Origin of the sequence: Rhizobium jaguaris (genome assembly GCF_003627755.1) — a bacterium.
Lineage (GTDB): Bacteria > Pseudomonadota > Alphaproteobacteria > Rhizobiales > Rhizobiaceae > Rhizobium > Rhizobium jaguaris.
In genome coordinates this window covers 1,406,423-1,419,941 of record NZ_CP032695.1, presented here as the reverse complement: position 1 = coordinate 1,419,941, position 13,519 = coordinate 1,406,423, and the positions used below count along the sequence as shown (strand labels likewise).

Annotated in this window: 13 protein-coding genes; 8 read left to right on the top strand and 5 right to left on the bottom strand. The window is 59.7% G+C overall.

The window, feature by feature from the left end; genetic code table 11:
- Nucleotides 1-122: 122 nt before the first annotated feature.
- On the bottom strand, nucleotides 123-368 hold the full coding sequence (locus CCGE525_RS28880) for a helix-turn-helix domain-containing protein (protein ID WP_120707664.1): 246 nt from the start codon (nucleotides 366-368) through the stop codon (nucleotides 123-125).
- 492 nt (nucleotides 369-860) lie between these two features.
- Nucleotides 861-1,847 carry a quinone oxidoreductase family protein gene (locus CCGE525_RS28875; RefSeq protein WP_120707663.1) on the bottom strand — a complete coding sequence of 329 codons (987 nt, stop codon included), beginning with the start codon at nucleotides 1,845-1,847 and terminating at the stop codon, nucleotides 861-863.
- Nucleotides 1,848-1,981: 134 nt separating this feature from the next.
- On the opposite strand from CCGE525_RS28875, the gene CCGE525_RS28870 reads away from it, so the two are divergent.
- Nucleotides 1,982-2,866: a LysR family transcriptional regulator gene (locus tag CCGE525_RS28870; RefSeq protein ID WP_120707662.1), complete on the top strand. Its 885-nt coding sequence runs from the start codon at nucleotides 1,982-1,984 to the stop codon at nucleotides 2,864-2,866.
- Between the two features lie 67 nt (nucleotides 2,867-2,933).
- On the opposite strand, the gene CCGE525_RS28865 is transcribed toward CCGE525_RS28870, so the two are convergent.
- Both CCGE525_RS28865 and CCGE525_RS28860 read right to left on the bottom strand, forming a co-directional pair.
- Nucleotides 2,934-3,602, bottom strand: coding sequence for a Vgb family protein (locus CCGE525_RS28865; RefSeq protein ID WP_120707661.1), 669 nt, complete (start codon nucleotides 3,600-3,602; stop codon nucleotides 2,934-2,936).
- Nucleotides 3,603-3,611: 9 nt separating this feature from the next.
- Nucleotides 3,612-4,832, bottom strand: a complete 1,221-nt coding sequence (locus tag CCGE525_RS28860; RefSeq protein WP_120707660.1) for a helix-turn-helix domain-containing protein — start codon at nucleotides 4,830-4,832, stop codon at nucleotides 3,612-3,614.
- 120 nt (nucleotides 4,833-4,952) lie between these two features.
- Here CCGE525_RS28860 and CCGE525_RS28855 point away from each other — a divergent pair, with 120 nt between their 5' ends.
- Complete coding sequence (locus CCGE525_RS28855) at nucleotides 4,953-5,723, top strand: DUF899 domain-containing protein (RefSeq protein WP_120707659.1); 771 nt, start codon at nucleotides 4,953-4,955, stop codon at nucleotides 5,721-5,723.
- Between the two features lie 6 nt (nucleotides 5,724-5,729).
- Nucleotides 5,730-6,035 (top strand): hypothetical protein, encoded by a 306-nt coding sequence (locus CCGE525_RS28850; RefSeq protein WP_120707658.1) that lies wholly within the window; start codon nucleotides 5,730-5,732, stop codon nucleotides 6,033-6,035.
- On the opposite strand, the gene CCGE525_RS38525 is transcribed toward CCGE525_RS28850, so the two are convergent.
- Nucleotides 5,928-6,338 carry a hypothetical protein gene (locus CCGE525_RS38525; protein ID WP_162950259.1) on the bottom strand — a complete coding sequence of 137 codons (411 nt, stop codon included), beginning with the start codon at nucleotides 6,336-6,338 and terminating at the stop codon, nucleotides 5,928-5,930. The genes CCGE525_RS28850 and CCGE525_RS38525 overlap by 108 nt on opposite strands.
- On the opposite strand from CCGE525_RS38525, the gene CCGE525_RS28845 reads away from it, so the two are divergent.
- From CCGE525_RS28845 to CCGE525_RS28825, 5 genes are all read left to right on the top strand, one after another.
- Nucleotides 6,223-7,269, top strand: a complete 1,047-nt coding sequence (locus tag CCGE525_RS28845; protein WP_120707657.1) for a glycoside hydrolase family 25 protein — start codon at nucleotides 6,223-6,225, stop codon at nucleotides 7,267-7,269. The two genes, CCGE525_RS38525 and CCGE525_RS28845, sit on opposite strands and share 116 nt — an antisense overlap.
- Nucleotides 7,270-7,494: 225 nt before the next feature.
- A complete protein-coding gene (locus tag CCGE525_RS28840; protein WP_245472201.1) occupies nucleotides 7,495-9,075 on the top strand; it encodes an amidohydrolase in 1,581 nt (526 codons plus the stop codon).
- A 330-nt stretch (nucleotides 9,076-9,405) separates the two neighbouring features.
- A complete protein-coding gene (locus CCGE525_RS28835) occupies nucleotides 9,406-10,722 on the top strand; it encodes an MFS transporter (protein WP_120707656.1) in 1,317 nt (438 codons plus the stop codon).
- Nucleotides 10,723-11,175: 453 nt separating this feature from the next.
- Complete coding sequence (locus tag CCGE525_RS28830; RefSeq protein ID WP_120708679.1) at nucleotides 11,176-12,273, top strand: enolase C-terminal domain-like protein; 1,098 nt, start codon at nucleotides 11,176-11,178, stop codon at nucleotides 12,271-12,273.
- Between the two features lie 35 nt (nucleotides 12,274-12,308).
- On the top strand, nucleotides 12,309-13,487 hold the full coding sequence (locus tag CCGE525_RS28825; RefSeq protein WP_120707655.1) for an enolase C-terminal domain-like protein: 1,179 nt from the start codon (nucleotides 12,309-12,311) through the stop codon (nucleotides 13,485-13,487).
- Nucleotides 13,488-13,519 lie beyond the last annotated feature (32 nt).

Genomic DNA, 13,519 nt, shown 5'->3' with positions numbered 1-13,519 from the left:
TCGGACGAGTACTGTACAAAAGGGGAACGCATCACCGCCAGGGTGTTCGCCAATATGGAAGAACAATTGCCCTACTAGTCGGCCCTTGCCAGTGGCAAGGCCGACCAGATTTCTTCTGAAGATTAAGCCGCCAGGAACGCTGACGGCGGAAGCTGAAGAGCGGTGGCGATCCGCCTGAGCTTGGCTGGATCGATATCCGCGCCGCCCTCGATGTCGATGAGTTCCTCATTGGCGAGACCGCATGTCACCGCCAGATCCTCAATGCTGTAGCCCACGGTTTCACGGGCCGCTTTAACACGCGCCGCCACATCGTCCGCCTGCAGGGCTTCCGTTTGAACCTCATTGAAATTGTTGATTGAAATGGACACTATCGTCTCCTTCTCTGCATAGATTCTTGCGAAGTCTTTTGTGAGTTTTGGGACAGCGTCCGTTAAGACGCCGATAACCTTTTATTTCAACGTTGTAATATGAACAAGCGTAAATCGTTGCATTGCGTCAACCACGCTTTAGGCCGCGCGGAGACGCCGTTCATGCGTGTCCTGGCTGACATCCGACGACGATTGACCAAACAACGGATAGTTAACGGATTTTCACCGATCCCGAGGCGCTAAATAATGGCAGTAAAGAGATCGGCGCTCGGCTTATCGCCCCGGAAATATCTGTGCATACGGATGGGCAGGAAAACGAATTAATGCGCAAACACGTTGGGATGGCTTGCCTTTTCGAACGACATCCAGCTGCGATTCGTCCGACCCGGCACATCCGATCGGCATCGCCAAACAGCCTAATGGCTTTGTAGCTCAGATCCCGGCATCGGGAGCCTCGCGATGATGAGTTTTCGGTGCCGATCGATCCCTTCACTATTGCGTCACGCGAAGCACGGCCGAACCTGTCGTGCGTCGCTCTTCCAGATCGTGATGAGCCTGGACAACATCATCGAATGAATAAATGCGGGAAGGATCGACTTGCAGGACGCCCGATCGGATTGCAGTGAACAGATCGGCTGCCGCCTCTGCGGTCTGCGCCGGTGTCGCAACATAATGCTGCAGCATTGGCCAGGTGAGGTGCAGTCCTCGCGGGCCAAGTTCATAGGGATCGATGGGAGTGATCTCACCCGACGCCTTGCCGAATTGGACCAGCGTACCGCGAACTTTGAGGACGGCTAGGGACCCGCGAAAGGTATCTTCCCCGACAGAGTCGAAAACCGCGTCTACACCGAGTCCATTCGTCAGTTCGAAGGTTCGCGCGACAAAATCTTCCGCGCGATAGTTGATGACATGGTCACATCCAGCCTGGCGCGCAACGTCTACTTTGCTGTCATTGGATACGGTTCCAATCACTCGATAGCCGAGAGACTTTGCCCACTGTACAAAGATCTGGCCCACGCCGCCTGCAGCGGCATGATAAAGGATGGTGTCACCTCTCTTTAATGGGACGACGTCCCTAATCAGATATCTAGCTGTTAAACCTTTGAGAAAACTGCCGGCGGCCTGCGCGTCGGAGATATCGTCTGGAATGATCGCCAACCGGTCAGCGGGATGAAGACCAGCCGTGGCATAGGCCCCTGTGCTGTGGCCGAAAACCACGCGATCACCCACTTTTACCGAGCTGACGTCGCGCCCAACAGCCTCGACGACCCCTGCTGCCTCATTACCGATGATTGCAGGAAAGGACGGCACTTCCATTGTGCCTCGCCTGAAATAGACATCGACAAAATTGAGACCAATCATTGTGTGGCGGACGAGTACCTCACCATCGCGGGGTTCCGGGATAAGAATGTCTTCGAATTTCAAAACCTCCGGCGCGCCGTACTGATGAATCCGCGCTGCTCGAGCTTTGACCATCATCTCGATTTCCTTCCAAGCTGTAGCGCCACTCTCATCGAGTGGTCGTCTCCAAAGTTCATGTCCGAGATATTGATTATTTCGTCTTTTTTGATAATCGTGGCTATTTCGACAGCACCTTTCGGAGTTTTCGAGAAATGGACACCTTGGATGCGCTGCGTCTATTCGTCAGCATCGCGGAAGCGGGAAGCCTGTCAGCGGCGGCACGACAGAGCTCGGTCGCTACGTCGACTGCTACGGTGGCACTGCAACAGTTGGAGGATCAGGCAGGCACGACACTGATCAGGCGGTCAACGCGCCGGCTATCGTTCACATACGAGGGGCTGCGGTTCCTGTCGAATGCCCGGCGATTGTTGGCAGACTGGGACGCCTCCGTCGAAGGAGTAAGAGGGGGACCCTTGCGTGGCCCCATCAGAGTGACTTCAACCGTTGACTTTGGCAGGAGCAAGATTGTTCCGGCGATCGACCGGTTCATGGAGTTGCACTCCGGCGTTTCAATAGACCTGCATCTCTCGGATGCCGTTATTGATCTCGTCGAGCACAACATCGATCTCGCGATACGAAACGGGCCTCTGCGAGACTCTTCGCTAAAAGCCCGTCTGATTTTGCGTGGTCAGCGGGTCATATGTGCAGCTCCCTCCTATTGGGATTCACATGGGCTGCCGGCGCATCCCGATGACCTATCGGGCCACAATTGCCTCATGGTCTCGAGGCCCGCAACGACGTTTTCGACCTGGCATTTCGTGGATGGCGGCAGGAAGATTTCAACGCGCGTATCCGGAAATCGTGTCGCGAACGACGGCTCCATTTTGAAGCGGTGGGCGTTGAAGGGCTATGGCGTCTTCCTGAGCCCCGCCTGGGATGTCCGCGACGAATTGGCATCCGATGCGCTGGTGACGGCGCTTGATAGGTTTCTGCCGGATAGCGCCAATTTATATGCGGTCACGAATGGCAGCGCGCCCAGTCATCGCGTTCAGACCTTTATCGATTTCCTGGCGAACGAGCTGCACCATCAGGAGTAAACTCTTGTTGTTCCACTGCGAAGCGAGGACGTGCAGGGCCAAAAGCCTATCTGAGCCTCAACTCGATTTATAAGTCCTGACTCGGGCCTTTGGACTTGGAGACGCGACCTGGCCGGCGAACGGCTCTCACCTTGCCGCTGCGTCCGCCGCCACAGAAGAACTGATCGCCGCCATCGCACTCCAGTCCCGACACGCCCGTTCCAGGCGGCATATCGAGCCTCTCCAGCACCTTTCCCGTTTCAGGATCGATCCGCCTCACATCGCTCTCGTCACCTTCCCAGGTGCCATGCCAAAGCTCGCCGTCGACCCAGGTGACGCCGGTAACAACGCGATTGGACTCGATCGTGCGAAGGATCGCTCCTGTCTGTGGATCGATCTGATGGATTTTCCGGCCACGATGCTGCCCAACCCAGAGCGTCCCCTCGGCCCATGCTAGCCCCGAGTCTTCGCCGCCGCCAGGCGCCGGGATCGTGGCGAGTACGCGGCCGGTCTGCGGATCGATTTTCTGGATGCGGCCCTCGGCGATCTGGAACAGGTGCCCACCATCGAAAGCCGTTCCCGCATGAGCGGCGACATCAATCGAGCGCACCGTCTTCCCAGTTACCGGATCGAAGGCGTTCAGCCGATCTCCAGACGCAAACCAGACGTGTCGGCCGTCGAAGGTGACGCCATGTATGTGATCGGCATCTGGAAAGGGTCCATACTCTCTGAGGATTTCAGCAGCGGATTGTTTCATGCTCTCATCCTACTCGTTCAGCAGCGGACCGGGGAGTAACAAGATCGTCGGAAATCCAAGTACGGGTGGGGTCATCCAGCGGCGTGCCCTCCCGAGGCCCAACGACTGTACCTTGCCTGCCGCAGCAAGTTGTTCAAGTGCCCGCTGCACTGTACGCGGGCTAGCCCCAAGCGCAATCGCAAGAGCCGAACTTGACCAGGATTCTCCGTCGGCAAGGAAGGCAAGCACGGCTGCATGCTGCTCCTCAACAGGTGGCGCCAGCACCACGACCTTGCGCCCGCGGCGCGGCACCAGCGTAAAGCCTCCCTTCGTCGCCTTGACGTCCGCCAGCGTCCGAAGCTCCGCGCGGAGCCGCCCCATTTCGACCCGCAGCCGTGCGCGATGCGATTCATCGGCATGTTTCGCCCGGAAGGCGCGTGCGAGGAGGGTGTTCCTCGGCACGTCTCCGGGCCAGGCCTCACCCAGCGCACGGGCAAGCGCGAACAACACCGGGCGCGTCGCAAGTGAAACGACGCCGCCCGCGTTCCGAACGACATTTCGGCATGCGTCCACGACGAGTTCTCCCGATGCCAGAAGCGTCTCCACCTCTTCAAGCAGGAGCGGGCGTTCCTCGCCACGACGGACCAAGCGCGCCGCAGGCGTATTCAGGACAAGGGAAGCGCTTTCTACCTCCGCCGCCAGCGCGGGAATGTTCGCTGCCCGCGCAGCCTGCTCGGCTCGGGTGAGTGCCGCGCGCGCTGCCTTCGTCTGCAGGCGCCGAACGGCGATTCCGGCAACCACCAACTCGTAAGCGGCCCTCGAAACAGGAGGCAGCAGGGTCGGATCGAGCTCGGCAAGCATCCGCTCGGCCTCATCGAGATGGCCGATCAGGAGCAGCCGCCTGACCTCGAGATTGCGTGCATGGGCGGCATTCATCCGGTCGCCGTGCGCTTCAAGCGTCGCCCGCGCCGCAGCAAGCGCCTTAGCCGGCCAGGCAAGGTCGCGCGACACGAGTGCAATCTCAGCCTCGGCGACAATACAGCGCGCGCGAGCCATGGCCTCTTTCGGACCGAACGCGCGCGCAGCATTCTTGAGGAGCACCTTTGCCCGGACGAGATCGCCGAGCTGTGCCATTGCGATGCCTCTCAGCGCCAGTGCGGGCGCGTCGTCACGCAGGGCGACCCGCTTCAATGCCCCAAGAGGGTCACCCGTGGCCAGCGCCCGCGCCGCAGCGGTGATCATCGAGTCCATCGAAATCCCGTCAAACTTGTAACTCCCCTCATTTCAGCAGGCGGCGTATTTTATTACGGCCACCAACCAACACGTTGCATCTTGAGTGATACGACGACAGACAGTCAAAGGAGAAGAACAATGACGGCACATTTGACCGCGACACGGGAAGAGTGGTTGGCCGCGAGGCTCGATCTGCTCGAGGATGAGAAGGAGCTGACGCGGCGCAGCGACGAGCTGGCACTGCGGCGTCAAGCATTGCCGTGGGTCAGAATCGGCAAGGATTATCGGTTCGAGACTGACGAGGGACGCGCCTCGCTCGCGGATCTCTTCAAAGGGCGCTCGCAGCTTCTCGTCTACCACTTCATGTTCGGCCCCGACTATACGGCCGGGTGCCCCTCCTGCTCTTCGATCGCGGATGGGTTCAACGGCTTCGTCGTCCATCTCGAAAACCACGACGTCGCCTTCTCGGCGATATCGCGTGCACCGCTCGCAAAGCTGCAAGCTTTCAAGCAGCGGATGGGTTGGATCTTCCCGTGGGCATCTTCGTTCGGCAGTGATTTTAACCGCGACTTCAGCGTTTTGTTCACCGAGGAGCAACAGCGCGACGGTGGTATAGAATATAACTTCCGCCGCGAAGCGCCCTCGCCTCAGCTTGTCGCAGGCAAGACCGAGGGACCGGTTACACAAATAGCAGCCATGACCGGAACCGACGCTGCTACATTTACGCGCGACAGGCCGGGCATGAGCGCCTTCGTGCTCGACGACGGCATCGTTTACCACACCTATTCCAGCTATGCGCGCGGGCTGGACGGCCTTTGGGGCATGTACCAATGGCTCGACCGTGCCCCCAAGGGACGCAACGAGGACGGTATCTGGTGGCGCCACCATGACAAATATGGTCGGGGTTGACGTTCGATGTCTCTCCAATCCAACAGCACAAATCAGGCCTCACCCGTCGGCAGCGGTTCTGCCGGCGGCCTCAGCGACAACGTTCCCGCCACTGGCATCTCCCGTTGGCTACCCCTGGCAGCGGCGCCGGCATTTGCGGTTATGGCGCTGCTGACAGCTGCCACCGGCGGCGAGGATATGCTCTGCTCTGCCGCGCACGGGGCTTCACCGCTCAGCGGAATGGTCCCGATGTACCTGCTCATGAGCGTGTTTCATTCCGCTCCCTGGCTGAGGCTTCTCTCCCGCGAACGAAGCGGCGCCCGCCGGTCCTGACCCGGCGCGCGCCAAACCGACGACGATCAATGGCGATGTCGCTTTCTCTTCGCGCAGCGACGTTGGTCGCTGAACCGTAAAGATTGGATTCAATCTTTTTTGGTAATTGTCCGTTAGCATTTCATGTCGGTGGTTTTCCGACGGCATGGATTCGGTCGTCGACTGTTGTTTTTGCGTACGGGTTCCTATGCGTCTATCGGCTGTGTCAGCAATTTTTCTTGCTTCCCTCATCTTATCGGCTTGCGTCGCCAGTTCCGGTTCGGAAGAGGCCGGAACACCGTCGCAAGAAACGACCAGTTCCATCACTCGATCGAGCGGCCCTGTACCCTCTGCTAGCGTAGGCAACGCTACTGTGCAGGTGACCCAGCGACAGGATGCCCAGCAGCAAGCATTGGGCTGGACGGCGCCGCCCTCGGAGCCGCAGGCATTCCTACCCACGCCCACGGCCAGGACCGGCGACGTACCGATCCCCGCGGAAAAACCGGTCGCGTTGCTCATGCCGGCCAGCCCTGCGATCGCCGCGGCTCCGCAAGCACGAGCACAAATCTACAGCCGTCGTTTCCGTGACGCCAAACCTATCAACTTCGGCAGTTCCTCGCCGAGAAAACTTGCCGTGCACGGCGTCGACGTTTCGCGCTGGCAGGGTGAGATCGATTGGGAGACGTTGCAGGCACAGGGCGCAAACTTCGTCTATTTGAAAGCGACCGACGGTGGCGATCACCTAGATCCGATGTTCAACAAGAACTGGCGCAGGGCCAAAGAGGCCGGGCTGAAACGGGGTGCCTATCACTTCTTCTATTGGTGCCGAACCGCCGGCGAACAGGCCGACTGGTTCATCCGCAATGTTCCAAGGGAGGCAGGCGCCCTCCCGCCGGTCATAGACGTCGAATGGAATGGCGACTCCAGCTGCAAGAGACGGCTTTCACGCGAGCATGTCCTGGAAAAAATGCAGGTTTTTATGGACAAGCTTGAGAGGTATTACGGCCAACGCCCGATCATCTATACCTCTCCGGATTTCTACCGCGACAACTTGAAGGGCGAGTTCGCCGATTATCCCTTCTGGCTGCGCTCGGTCGCTGCGCACCCCTCCAAGGTCTATCCGGGACGCAAATGGCTCTTCTGGCAATATTCCGGTTCCGGCCTCTCGCATGGCGTCGAAGGTCGGATCGACCTCAACGCTTTCCATGGCAGCGAGGAAGAGTGGCACCACTGGGTGGCGTCGCGCTCGAATTGAGCCGGCGGACACGCCTAGGTGGCCTCAGTTCCAGAAGAACCAACAGGCCAACCTACAGCTTATACAGGAACGGCTCAGGACTGTTGGGCTGGATTTCTGCCAGCCGAGGTGCCATCATCCCCACCAAGCCTGTCCCTTGATGCCTTGCCGCAAACATGTGCCGGTTACAAACATGTGCCGGTTATTTGTGTCTGGGATCGTTGGACGTTGTTGGGATGACTCGCCATGTGGAACGAATCTTTCATCAGGATGAACGAGATTTCGCGCCGGACACTGCTAGCAGGCTCGCTTGCGTCCACGGCCGTGTGGATGATGCCGCCTTCCTTCGCCGCGGCTGAGGACGGCAACGTTCCCGAGTCTGCCAAAGCCGCGCATGACGCCGTCGAGGCGGTCCGCGAGGCGATCCTGCGAATCTCACGCGAGGTCTGGAAGACCCCGGAGCTTTCGCTACAGGAGGAGAAGTCGTCGGAAATCCATCTTCGGGAGTTGCGGGAGGCCGGCTTCAAGGTCGTCAGCACCGGGACTTCCGGCATACCTACGGCGTTCGTGGCCGAATGGACGCAGGGCGAAAGCGGACCGAAGATCGGCTTCCTGCCGGAATACGACGCACTTCCGGACCTCGGCAATGCTGCCGAGTCGCGCCAGACGCCCGGCCCCACAGGTGTCGAGGTCGGTCATGGGTGCGGCCACAACATGTTGGGCGCGGGCTGCACCGGCGCGGCGTTCGCGTTGAAGAATATGATGATCGACAAAAAAGTACCGGGAACCATCCGGGTCTACGGCTGCGCGGCAGAGGAAACCGAGGGTGCCAAGGTCTATATGGCCCGCGACGGGCTGTTCAGTGACCTCGACGCCTGCCTCGCCTGGCATCCGGGACCGATGAACGCCACGGGCCTGCTCAGGAGCGCGGCCGCCAACATACTGCGGATACGCTATATCGGCCGCACCGCTCATGCCGGCGTCGACCCTTGGGAAGGCCGTAGCGCGCTGAAGGGGGCCGAACTTTTCGGCATTGGCATCCAGTTCATGCGCGAGCATATGAAGCCGACGACGCGTCTGCACTATATCTATACGGATGCTGGCACGGCGGCGAATGTCATTCCCGCCTCCGCCGAGATTATCATCGTGATCCGCGATCAGGATCGGGAAGATGTCAACACCGTCACGGAATGGGTCAAGGATGTCGCCAGCGGTGCGGCCACCTCGACGCAGACCCACGTCGAAATTGATCATTTCTTCGGGATGTACGATCTGCTGCCGAACGAAACGCTGGTGAACCAGATCCACGCCCATATGACGAAGCTCCCCATGGAGTGGACGGAGGAGGAGCAGGAATTCGCCAAGGCCTTTCAGCGCGAAATGCAGCTGCCGGAAGCCGGCCTCATGCCCGTCATCATGCCAATGCTGCCCGAAATCACCACTGGCGGCAGCACCGATGTCGGCGACGTGAGCTTCAACACGCCTACCGGCCTTTTCGCCATAGCCACAATGCCGATCGGCGTCGGCCTGCATACCTGGCCAGTGACAGCCTGCGGCGGTATGAGCATCGGCGACAAGGGATCGATCTACTCGGCAATTATAATGGCTGGCGTCGGTTACGACCTGATGACCAGCGCCGAACTGCGCGCTGCCGCCCGTGCCGATTTCGACCGCCGCAAGGCCGGCCGGAAATATGTGTCGCCGCTGGCAGAAACGAGGCTGCGTCCCGATGGAATACCGCAGCATCTGCTTATGCGTGATGGAAGCCAGGAACTCGGCGTCGAGTTTGTGGAGGAGGCAGTCGACTCGAAGACGCCCATGCCGTAAGACTGCTCGCAAAACGTTCGGATCGAAACCTTGCTTCAATCTACAGCAGTAGATGCTCTCGGCAATGCCCCCGCAATGGCAGAGAGCAGCAATACCCTCCTCGCCGCGCAGGCCCTCCGGCACATTCGGATTTTGTCTTCGGCGGAGTGATAGTTGCGTGTCGCACACCGGATGTCTTCGGTGACCTGTTCGGCCACTGGTTTCTGCAGTCCGGATTTCTGTCTAAACACATATTGCCACACCCTCCCGCCGCCACATCTAGAAAGCGAAATAATCAGCTCGCTCATCTTCGAGTGCTCAGAAATCGAATAACATTTTAGGAGAACCGCCATGGTCGACGAAAAACAGCTCATCTCGAAAATCACCTGGCGCCTGATGCCCTTCTTAGGGCTTCTATACCTGGTAGCCTACATCGACCGTCAGAATGTCAGCTTCGCCAAGCTGCAGATGGTCGATGCGCTCGGGATGAGCGAATATGCCTATGGCCTCGGCGCGTCCCTCTTTTTCATCGGCTACTTCATCTTTGAAGTGCCGAGCAATCTGATGCTGGAGAGATTTGGTGCCAGCAAATGGTTCGCCAGAATTCTCGTATCCTGGGGCATCGTGACGACGCTCCTCGCCTATACGCAGAATGCGACGATGTTCTATATCCTGCGCTTCCTGCTCGGCGCTTGCGAGGCAGGCTTCTTTCCCGGCGTCCTCTACCTTCTCACGCTCTGGTTCCCGTCGGCCTATCGTGGGACGATGGTCGGGCTGTTCATGATCTTCAGTGCATTTGCCAACGCCGTCGGCGCGCCGCTCGGCGGTACCCTGCTCGATCTCGATGGGCTCTATAATATTTCCGGCTGGCAATGGGTGTTCCTCGCAACGGGTATTCCAGCCATCATCTTGGGCGTTGTGACACTGTTTTATCTATCTGACCGTCCAGCGCAGGCACATTTCCTCTCTGACGAGGAGAAGCGCTGGTTACAGGACAGGATCACCTCCGAAAATGCGGGTATGGACAAGAATTCCGATAGCGGTTTCAAGGCGCTCGTCGACCCGCGCGTGCTGCTGATGGCGCTCTGCTATGTCGCCTTTCCGCTCTCGGCCTACGGCCTCAGCTACTGGCTGCCGACGATCGTGAAAAGCTTCGGCGTCGGCAATACCGAAAACGGTTTCCTGAATATCATTCCCTGGGCCCTGGTCGCGATCTCCCTCTACGTCGTTCCCGCCATGGCGAAAAACGCGAAATCCAAGACGGCCTATATCGTCATCCCGGCTTTTGTCGGCGCGATAACGCTCCTGCTTTCCGCGCTGATCCCGGACCACACGCTACAGTTCGCGTTCCTGTGCATAGCTGCGGCCGGTATCTTTGCCGGTCAGCCGGTGTTCTGGAGCCTGCCCTCGCGATTCCTGAAGGGTGCCGGCGCCGCAGCAGGCCTCGCGGCGATCAACTCCGTTGGCAATCTAGGCGGCTTCGTTGCCCAGAACGTCGTGCCATGGATCAAAGACGCTACGGGAAGCACGATCGCACCGATGTTCTTCCTGGCCGCATGCCTGGCTATCGGCGGGCTGCTCGTATTCGTCGTCGAACAGCAGATATCGCGCAGGGAGCAGATCGCCAGGGAAACTCAGGTTGGAGCCGCGGCATCCCCGAAAATCTGACCGGCACACCATCTGCTATTTTGGCCGTCGGCGCGAAATCGTGCCGACGACCCATAACGCTCCATCAAAACCCTTTTTGCGCATGAAGGATCGCTAGTCCGCTTGAACTAGGCGCGCCGGCCCTTCTTTAAGCCGAAGATGAACGTGACCCGCCCTCCGCACTGGCCGGGCGCATCCCATTTCGACGAAGCCAATCACATTCATCGACCGGATCATCGGTCACCTTGGTTCGGGATCTCCTCGGCCCAGCCTGTCGGAAGCAGCGCCTCCATGGTTCGCGGCCGACAATCCCGGCTTGACAAATTATAAAATCAGATACGATATATGAAAATATAAAGTGCGCGGGGCCGGAGGAGGCAACCTTTGCAAGAACTTGATGATATTAAGCGTGATATCGAAGCGTCCCCTGCCACGCAGGTGAAGCGTATCGAGCTATTCCTGTTTTCGTATCCCATGATCGGCGTCGACCGCGGCGGCATCGATATGCCGGGCGCAAAATCCTCACGCGCCCGTTTGGCCGTTTCCATCGAGACCCGTGACGGCGGGAAAGGCGCCTATGTCGGTGGCCAGGCCAACGCGATGGCGCAGGCTTCAGCCTGCGCGCGCGCTATTTTGGGCATGGATTGCTTCGCACGCGAAAAGGCCTACGAGCTGATCCGGCGGCAACTGCGCAAAGAGGATCGCATGGGCGCCGGCGTCATCGACGTGGCTCTCTGGGATCTCGCTGGACGCCGGCTCGGAACATCGGTGGCCAGCCTGCTCGGCGGCGGCAAGGATCGGGTCAAAGCCTATGCCAGCACCTGGTTTGGCGGCGACGGCGGCGGACTTGCCACGCCTGAAGCTTTCGCCGACTTCGCCGAAGCCTGTTACGAAAAAGGCTACCGCGGCTTCAAGATGCATGGCTGGACCGACGGCGGCTATGAGCGCGATGCCGAGGCCGTGCGCGCCTTGGGCCGGCGCGTCGGCGGCCGCATGGCGCTGATGCATGACTCTGCCTGCCACTTCAAGACATTCGCCGATGCGCTCGCGGTCGGTCGCGCCTGCGACGACGCCGGTTTCTACTGGTATGAAGACCCCTATAGCGACGGCGGGCTGGCGGCGCATTCACATCGCCGTATGCGCGAATTGATCAAGACGCCGCTGCTGCTTGGCGAACACGTACGCGGCCTGGAGTCGATCGCCAATCTGGTTCTTGCCGACGGCACGGATTTCGTCCGCGCCGACCCCGACTTCGACATGGGGATCACGGGCACGATGAAGATTGCGCATTTTGCCGAGGCGCTCGGTCTCGATGTCGAGCTGCATGCGCCCGGTCCGGCACATCGCCACTGCATGGCGGCGATCCGCAACACGAATTTCTACGAGCTTTCGATGGTCGGGCCTTCGGGCGCCGATTTCAATGCGCCTGTCTATACATGCGGCTACAGCGACCATCTCGATGCCGTCGACGAGGACGGCTGCTTCCCGGTTCCGACCGGTCCAGGCCTCGGCGTGGACTATGACTGGGATTTCATTCGGAGCAATGCGACGGCGCACGCCGTCATCGAATAGGTCGTCAATCAAGCGGAAGGGAGATCGCTTCGGAGATGGACCAAACATCCAGAGAACCCGGCGCTGTGATCAAGCGGGTCGAGATATTTCTATTCTCGCAGCCGGTTAAGAATGTCGCATTCGATGTCAGTCCGAGCGGCATCGACATGCCAGGCGCCGAGAGCCTGCGCACGCGCATCGCGGTGACGATTGAAACTGCCGATGGCTCGCGCGGCGAATATAGCGGCGGGCGGTCCGACGCCGTTGGACAGACGCGATTTTGCGCCAAATGGATATTGGGCGAAAACGCGCTTGGCCGCGAACAGATCTATGAGCGCATTCGCCGCTTCTTGCGCAAGGAAGATCGGATCGGAGCCTGCCAGATCGACAACGCGCTCTGGGACCTGGCGGGCAAACGGGCCAATGCCTCCATCAGCCAGTTGCTCGGCGGCTTTCGCACCCGGCTTCCGGCCTATGCCAGCACATGGTTCGGCGGCGATGGCGGTGGCTTGGCGACGCCGGAGGCCTTCGCCACGTTCGCTGAGGAGTGTTACGGCCTTGGCTATCGCGCCTTCAAGATGCACGGCTGGACCGACGGTTCACCGGATCGCGATATCGCCGCCATCACATTGCTTGGTCAAACCGTCGGCGGCCGCATGGCGCTGATGCATGATTCCGCCTGCCATTTGAAGACCTTCGCCGATGCGCTTGCTGTCGGCCGCGCGTGCGACGAAGCGGGCTTCTTTTGGTATGAGGACCCTTACAGTGATGGTGGCCTGGCAGCGCATGCGCATCGCAGGCTGCGGGAGCTGATCAAGACGCCGATCTTGCTCGGCGAGCATGTTCGCGGACTTGAAGCCGTCGCCAATCTGGTCCTGGCGGATGGTACCGATTTCGTCCGCGCCGATCCGGACCTCGATATCGGCATCACCGGCACGATGAAGATCGCTCATTTCGCAGAGGCCCTTGGCCTCGACGTCGAACTGCACGGCAACGGGCCGGCGCACCGGCACTGCATGGCAGCCATGCGCAACACGAACTTCTATGAACTCGCCATGGTCGGTCCATCGCGCGGTCAGGCGACGGTGTCGATCTACCGGGATGGCTATTCGGACCTGCTGGACGATGTCGGCGCCGACGGATGCTTCGCCGTGCCCGACGGCCCAGGTCTCGGCGTCGAATATGATTGGGAAATGATCAAACGAAACACGCTCGAACATTTCGTCATTGAGTGACGTTCGCGATACCCTGAGGAGGAGGGACGAAC

Coding starts and splice junctions, on each gene's coding strand:
- CCGE525_RS28875 (WP_120707663.1), bottom strand. CDS start 1,847: ATGATGGTCAAAGCTCGAGCAGCGCGGATTCATCAGTACGGCGCGCCG.
- CCGE525_RS28870 (WP_120707662.1), top strand. CDS start 1,982: ATGGACACCTTGGATGCGCTGCGTCTATTCGTCAGCATCGCGGAAGCG.
- CCGE525_RS28865 (WP_120707661.1), bottom strand. CDS start 3,602: ATGAAACAATCCGCTGCTGAAATCCTCAGAGAGTATGGACCCTTTCCA.
- CCGE525_RS28860 (WP_120707660.1), bottom strand. CDS start 4,832: ATGGACTCGATGATCACCGCTGCGGCGCGGGCGCTGGCCACGGGTGAC.
- CCGE525_RS28855 (WP_120707659.1), top strand. CDS start 4,953: ATGACGGCACATTTGACCGCGACACGGGAAGAGTGGTTGGCCGCGAGG.
- CCGE525_RS28850 (WP_120707658.1), top strand. CDS start 5,730: ATGTCTCTCCAATCCAACAGCACAAATCAGGCCTCACCCGTCGGCAGC.
- CCGE525_RS28845 (WP_120707657.1), top strand. CDS start 6,223: ATGCGTCTATCGGCTGTGTCAGCAATTTTTCTTGCTTCCCTCATCTTA.
- CCGE525_RS38525 (WP_162950259.1), bottom strand. CDS start 6,338: ATGGAACTGGTCGTTTCTTGCGACGGTGTTCCGGCCTCTTCCGAACCG.
- CCGE525_RS28840 (WP_245472201.1), top strand. CDS start 7,495: ATGTGGAACGAATCTTTCATCAGGATGAACGAGATTTCGCGCCGGACA.
- CCGE525_RS28835 (WP_120707656.1), top strand. CDS start 9,406: ATGGTCGACGAAAAACAGCTCATCTCGAAAATCACCTGGCGCCTGATG.
- CCGE525_RS28830 (WP_120708679.1), top strand. CDS start 11,176: ATGATCGGCGTCGACCGCGGCGGCATCGATATGCCGGGCGCAAAATCC.
- CCGE525_RS28825 (WP_120707655.1), top strand. CDS start 12,309: ATGGACCAAACATCCAGAGAACCCGGCGCTGTGATCAAGCGGGTCGAG.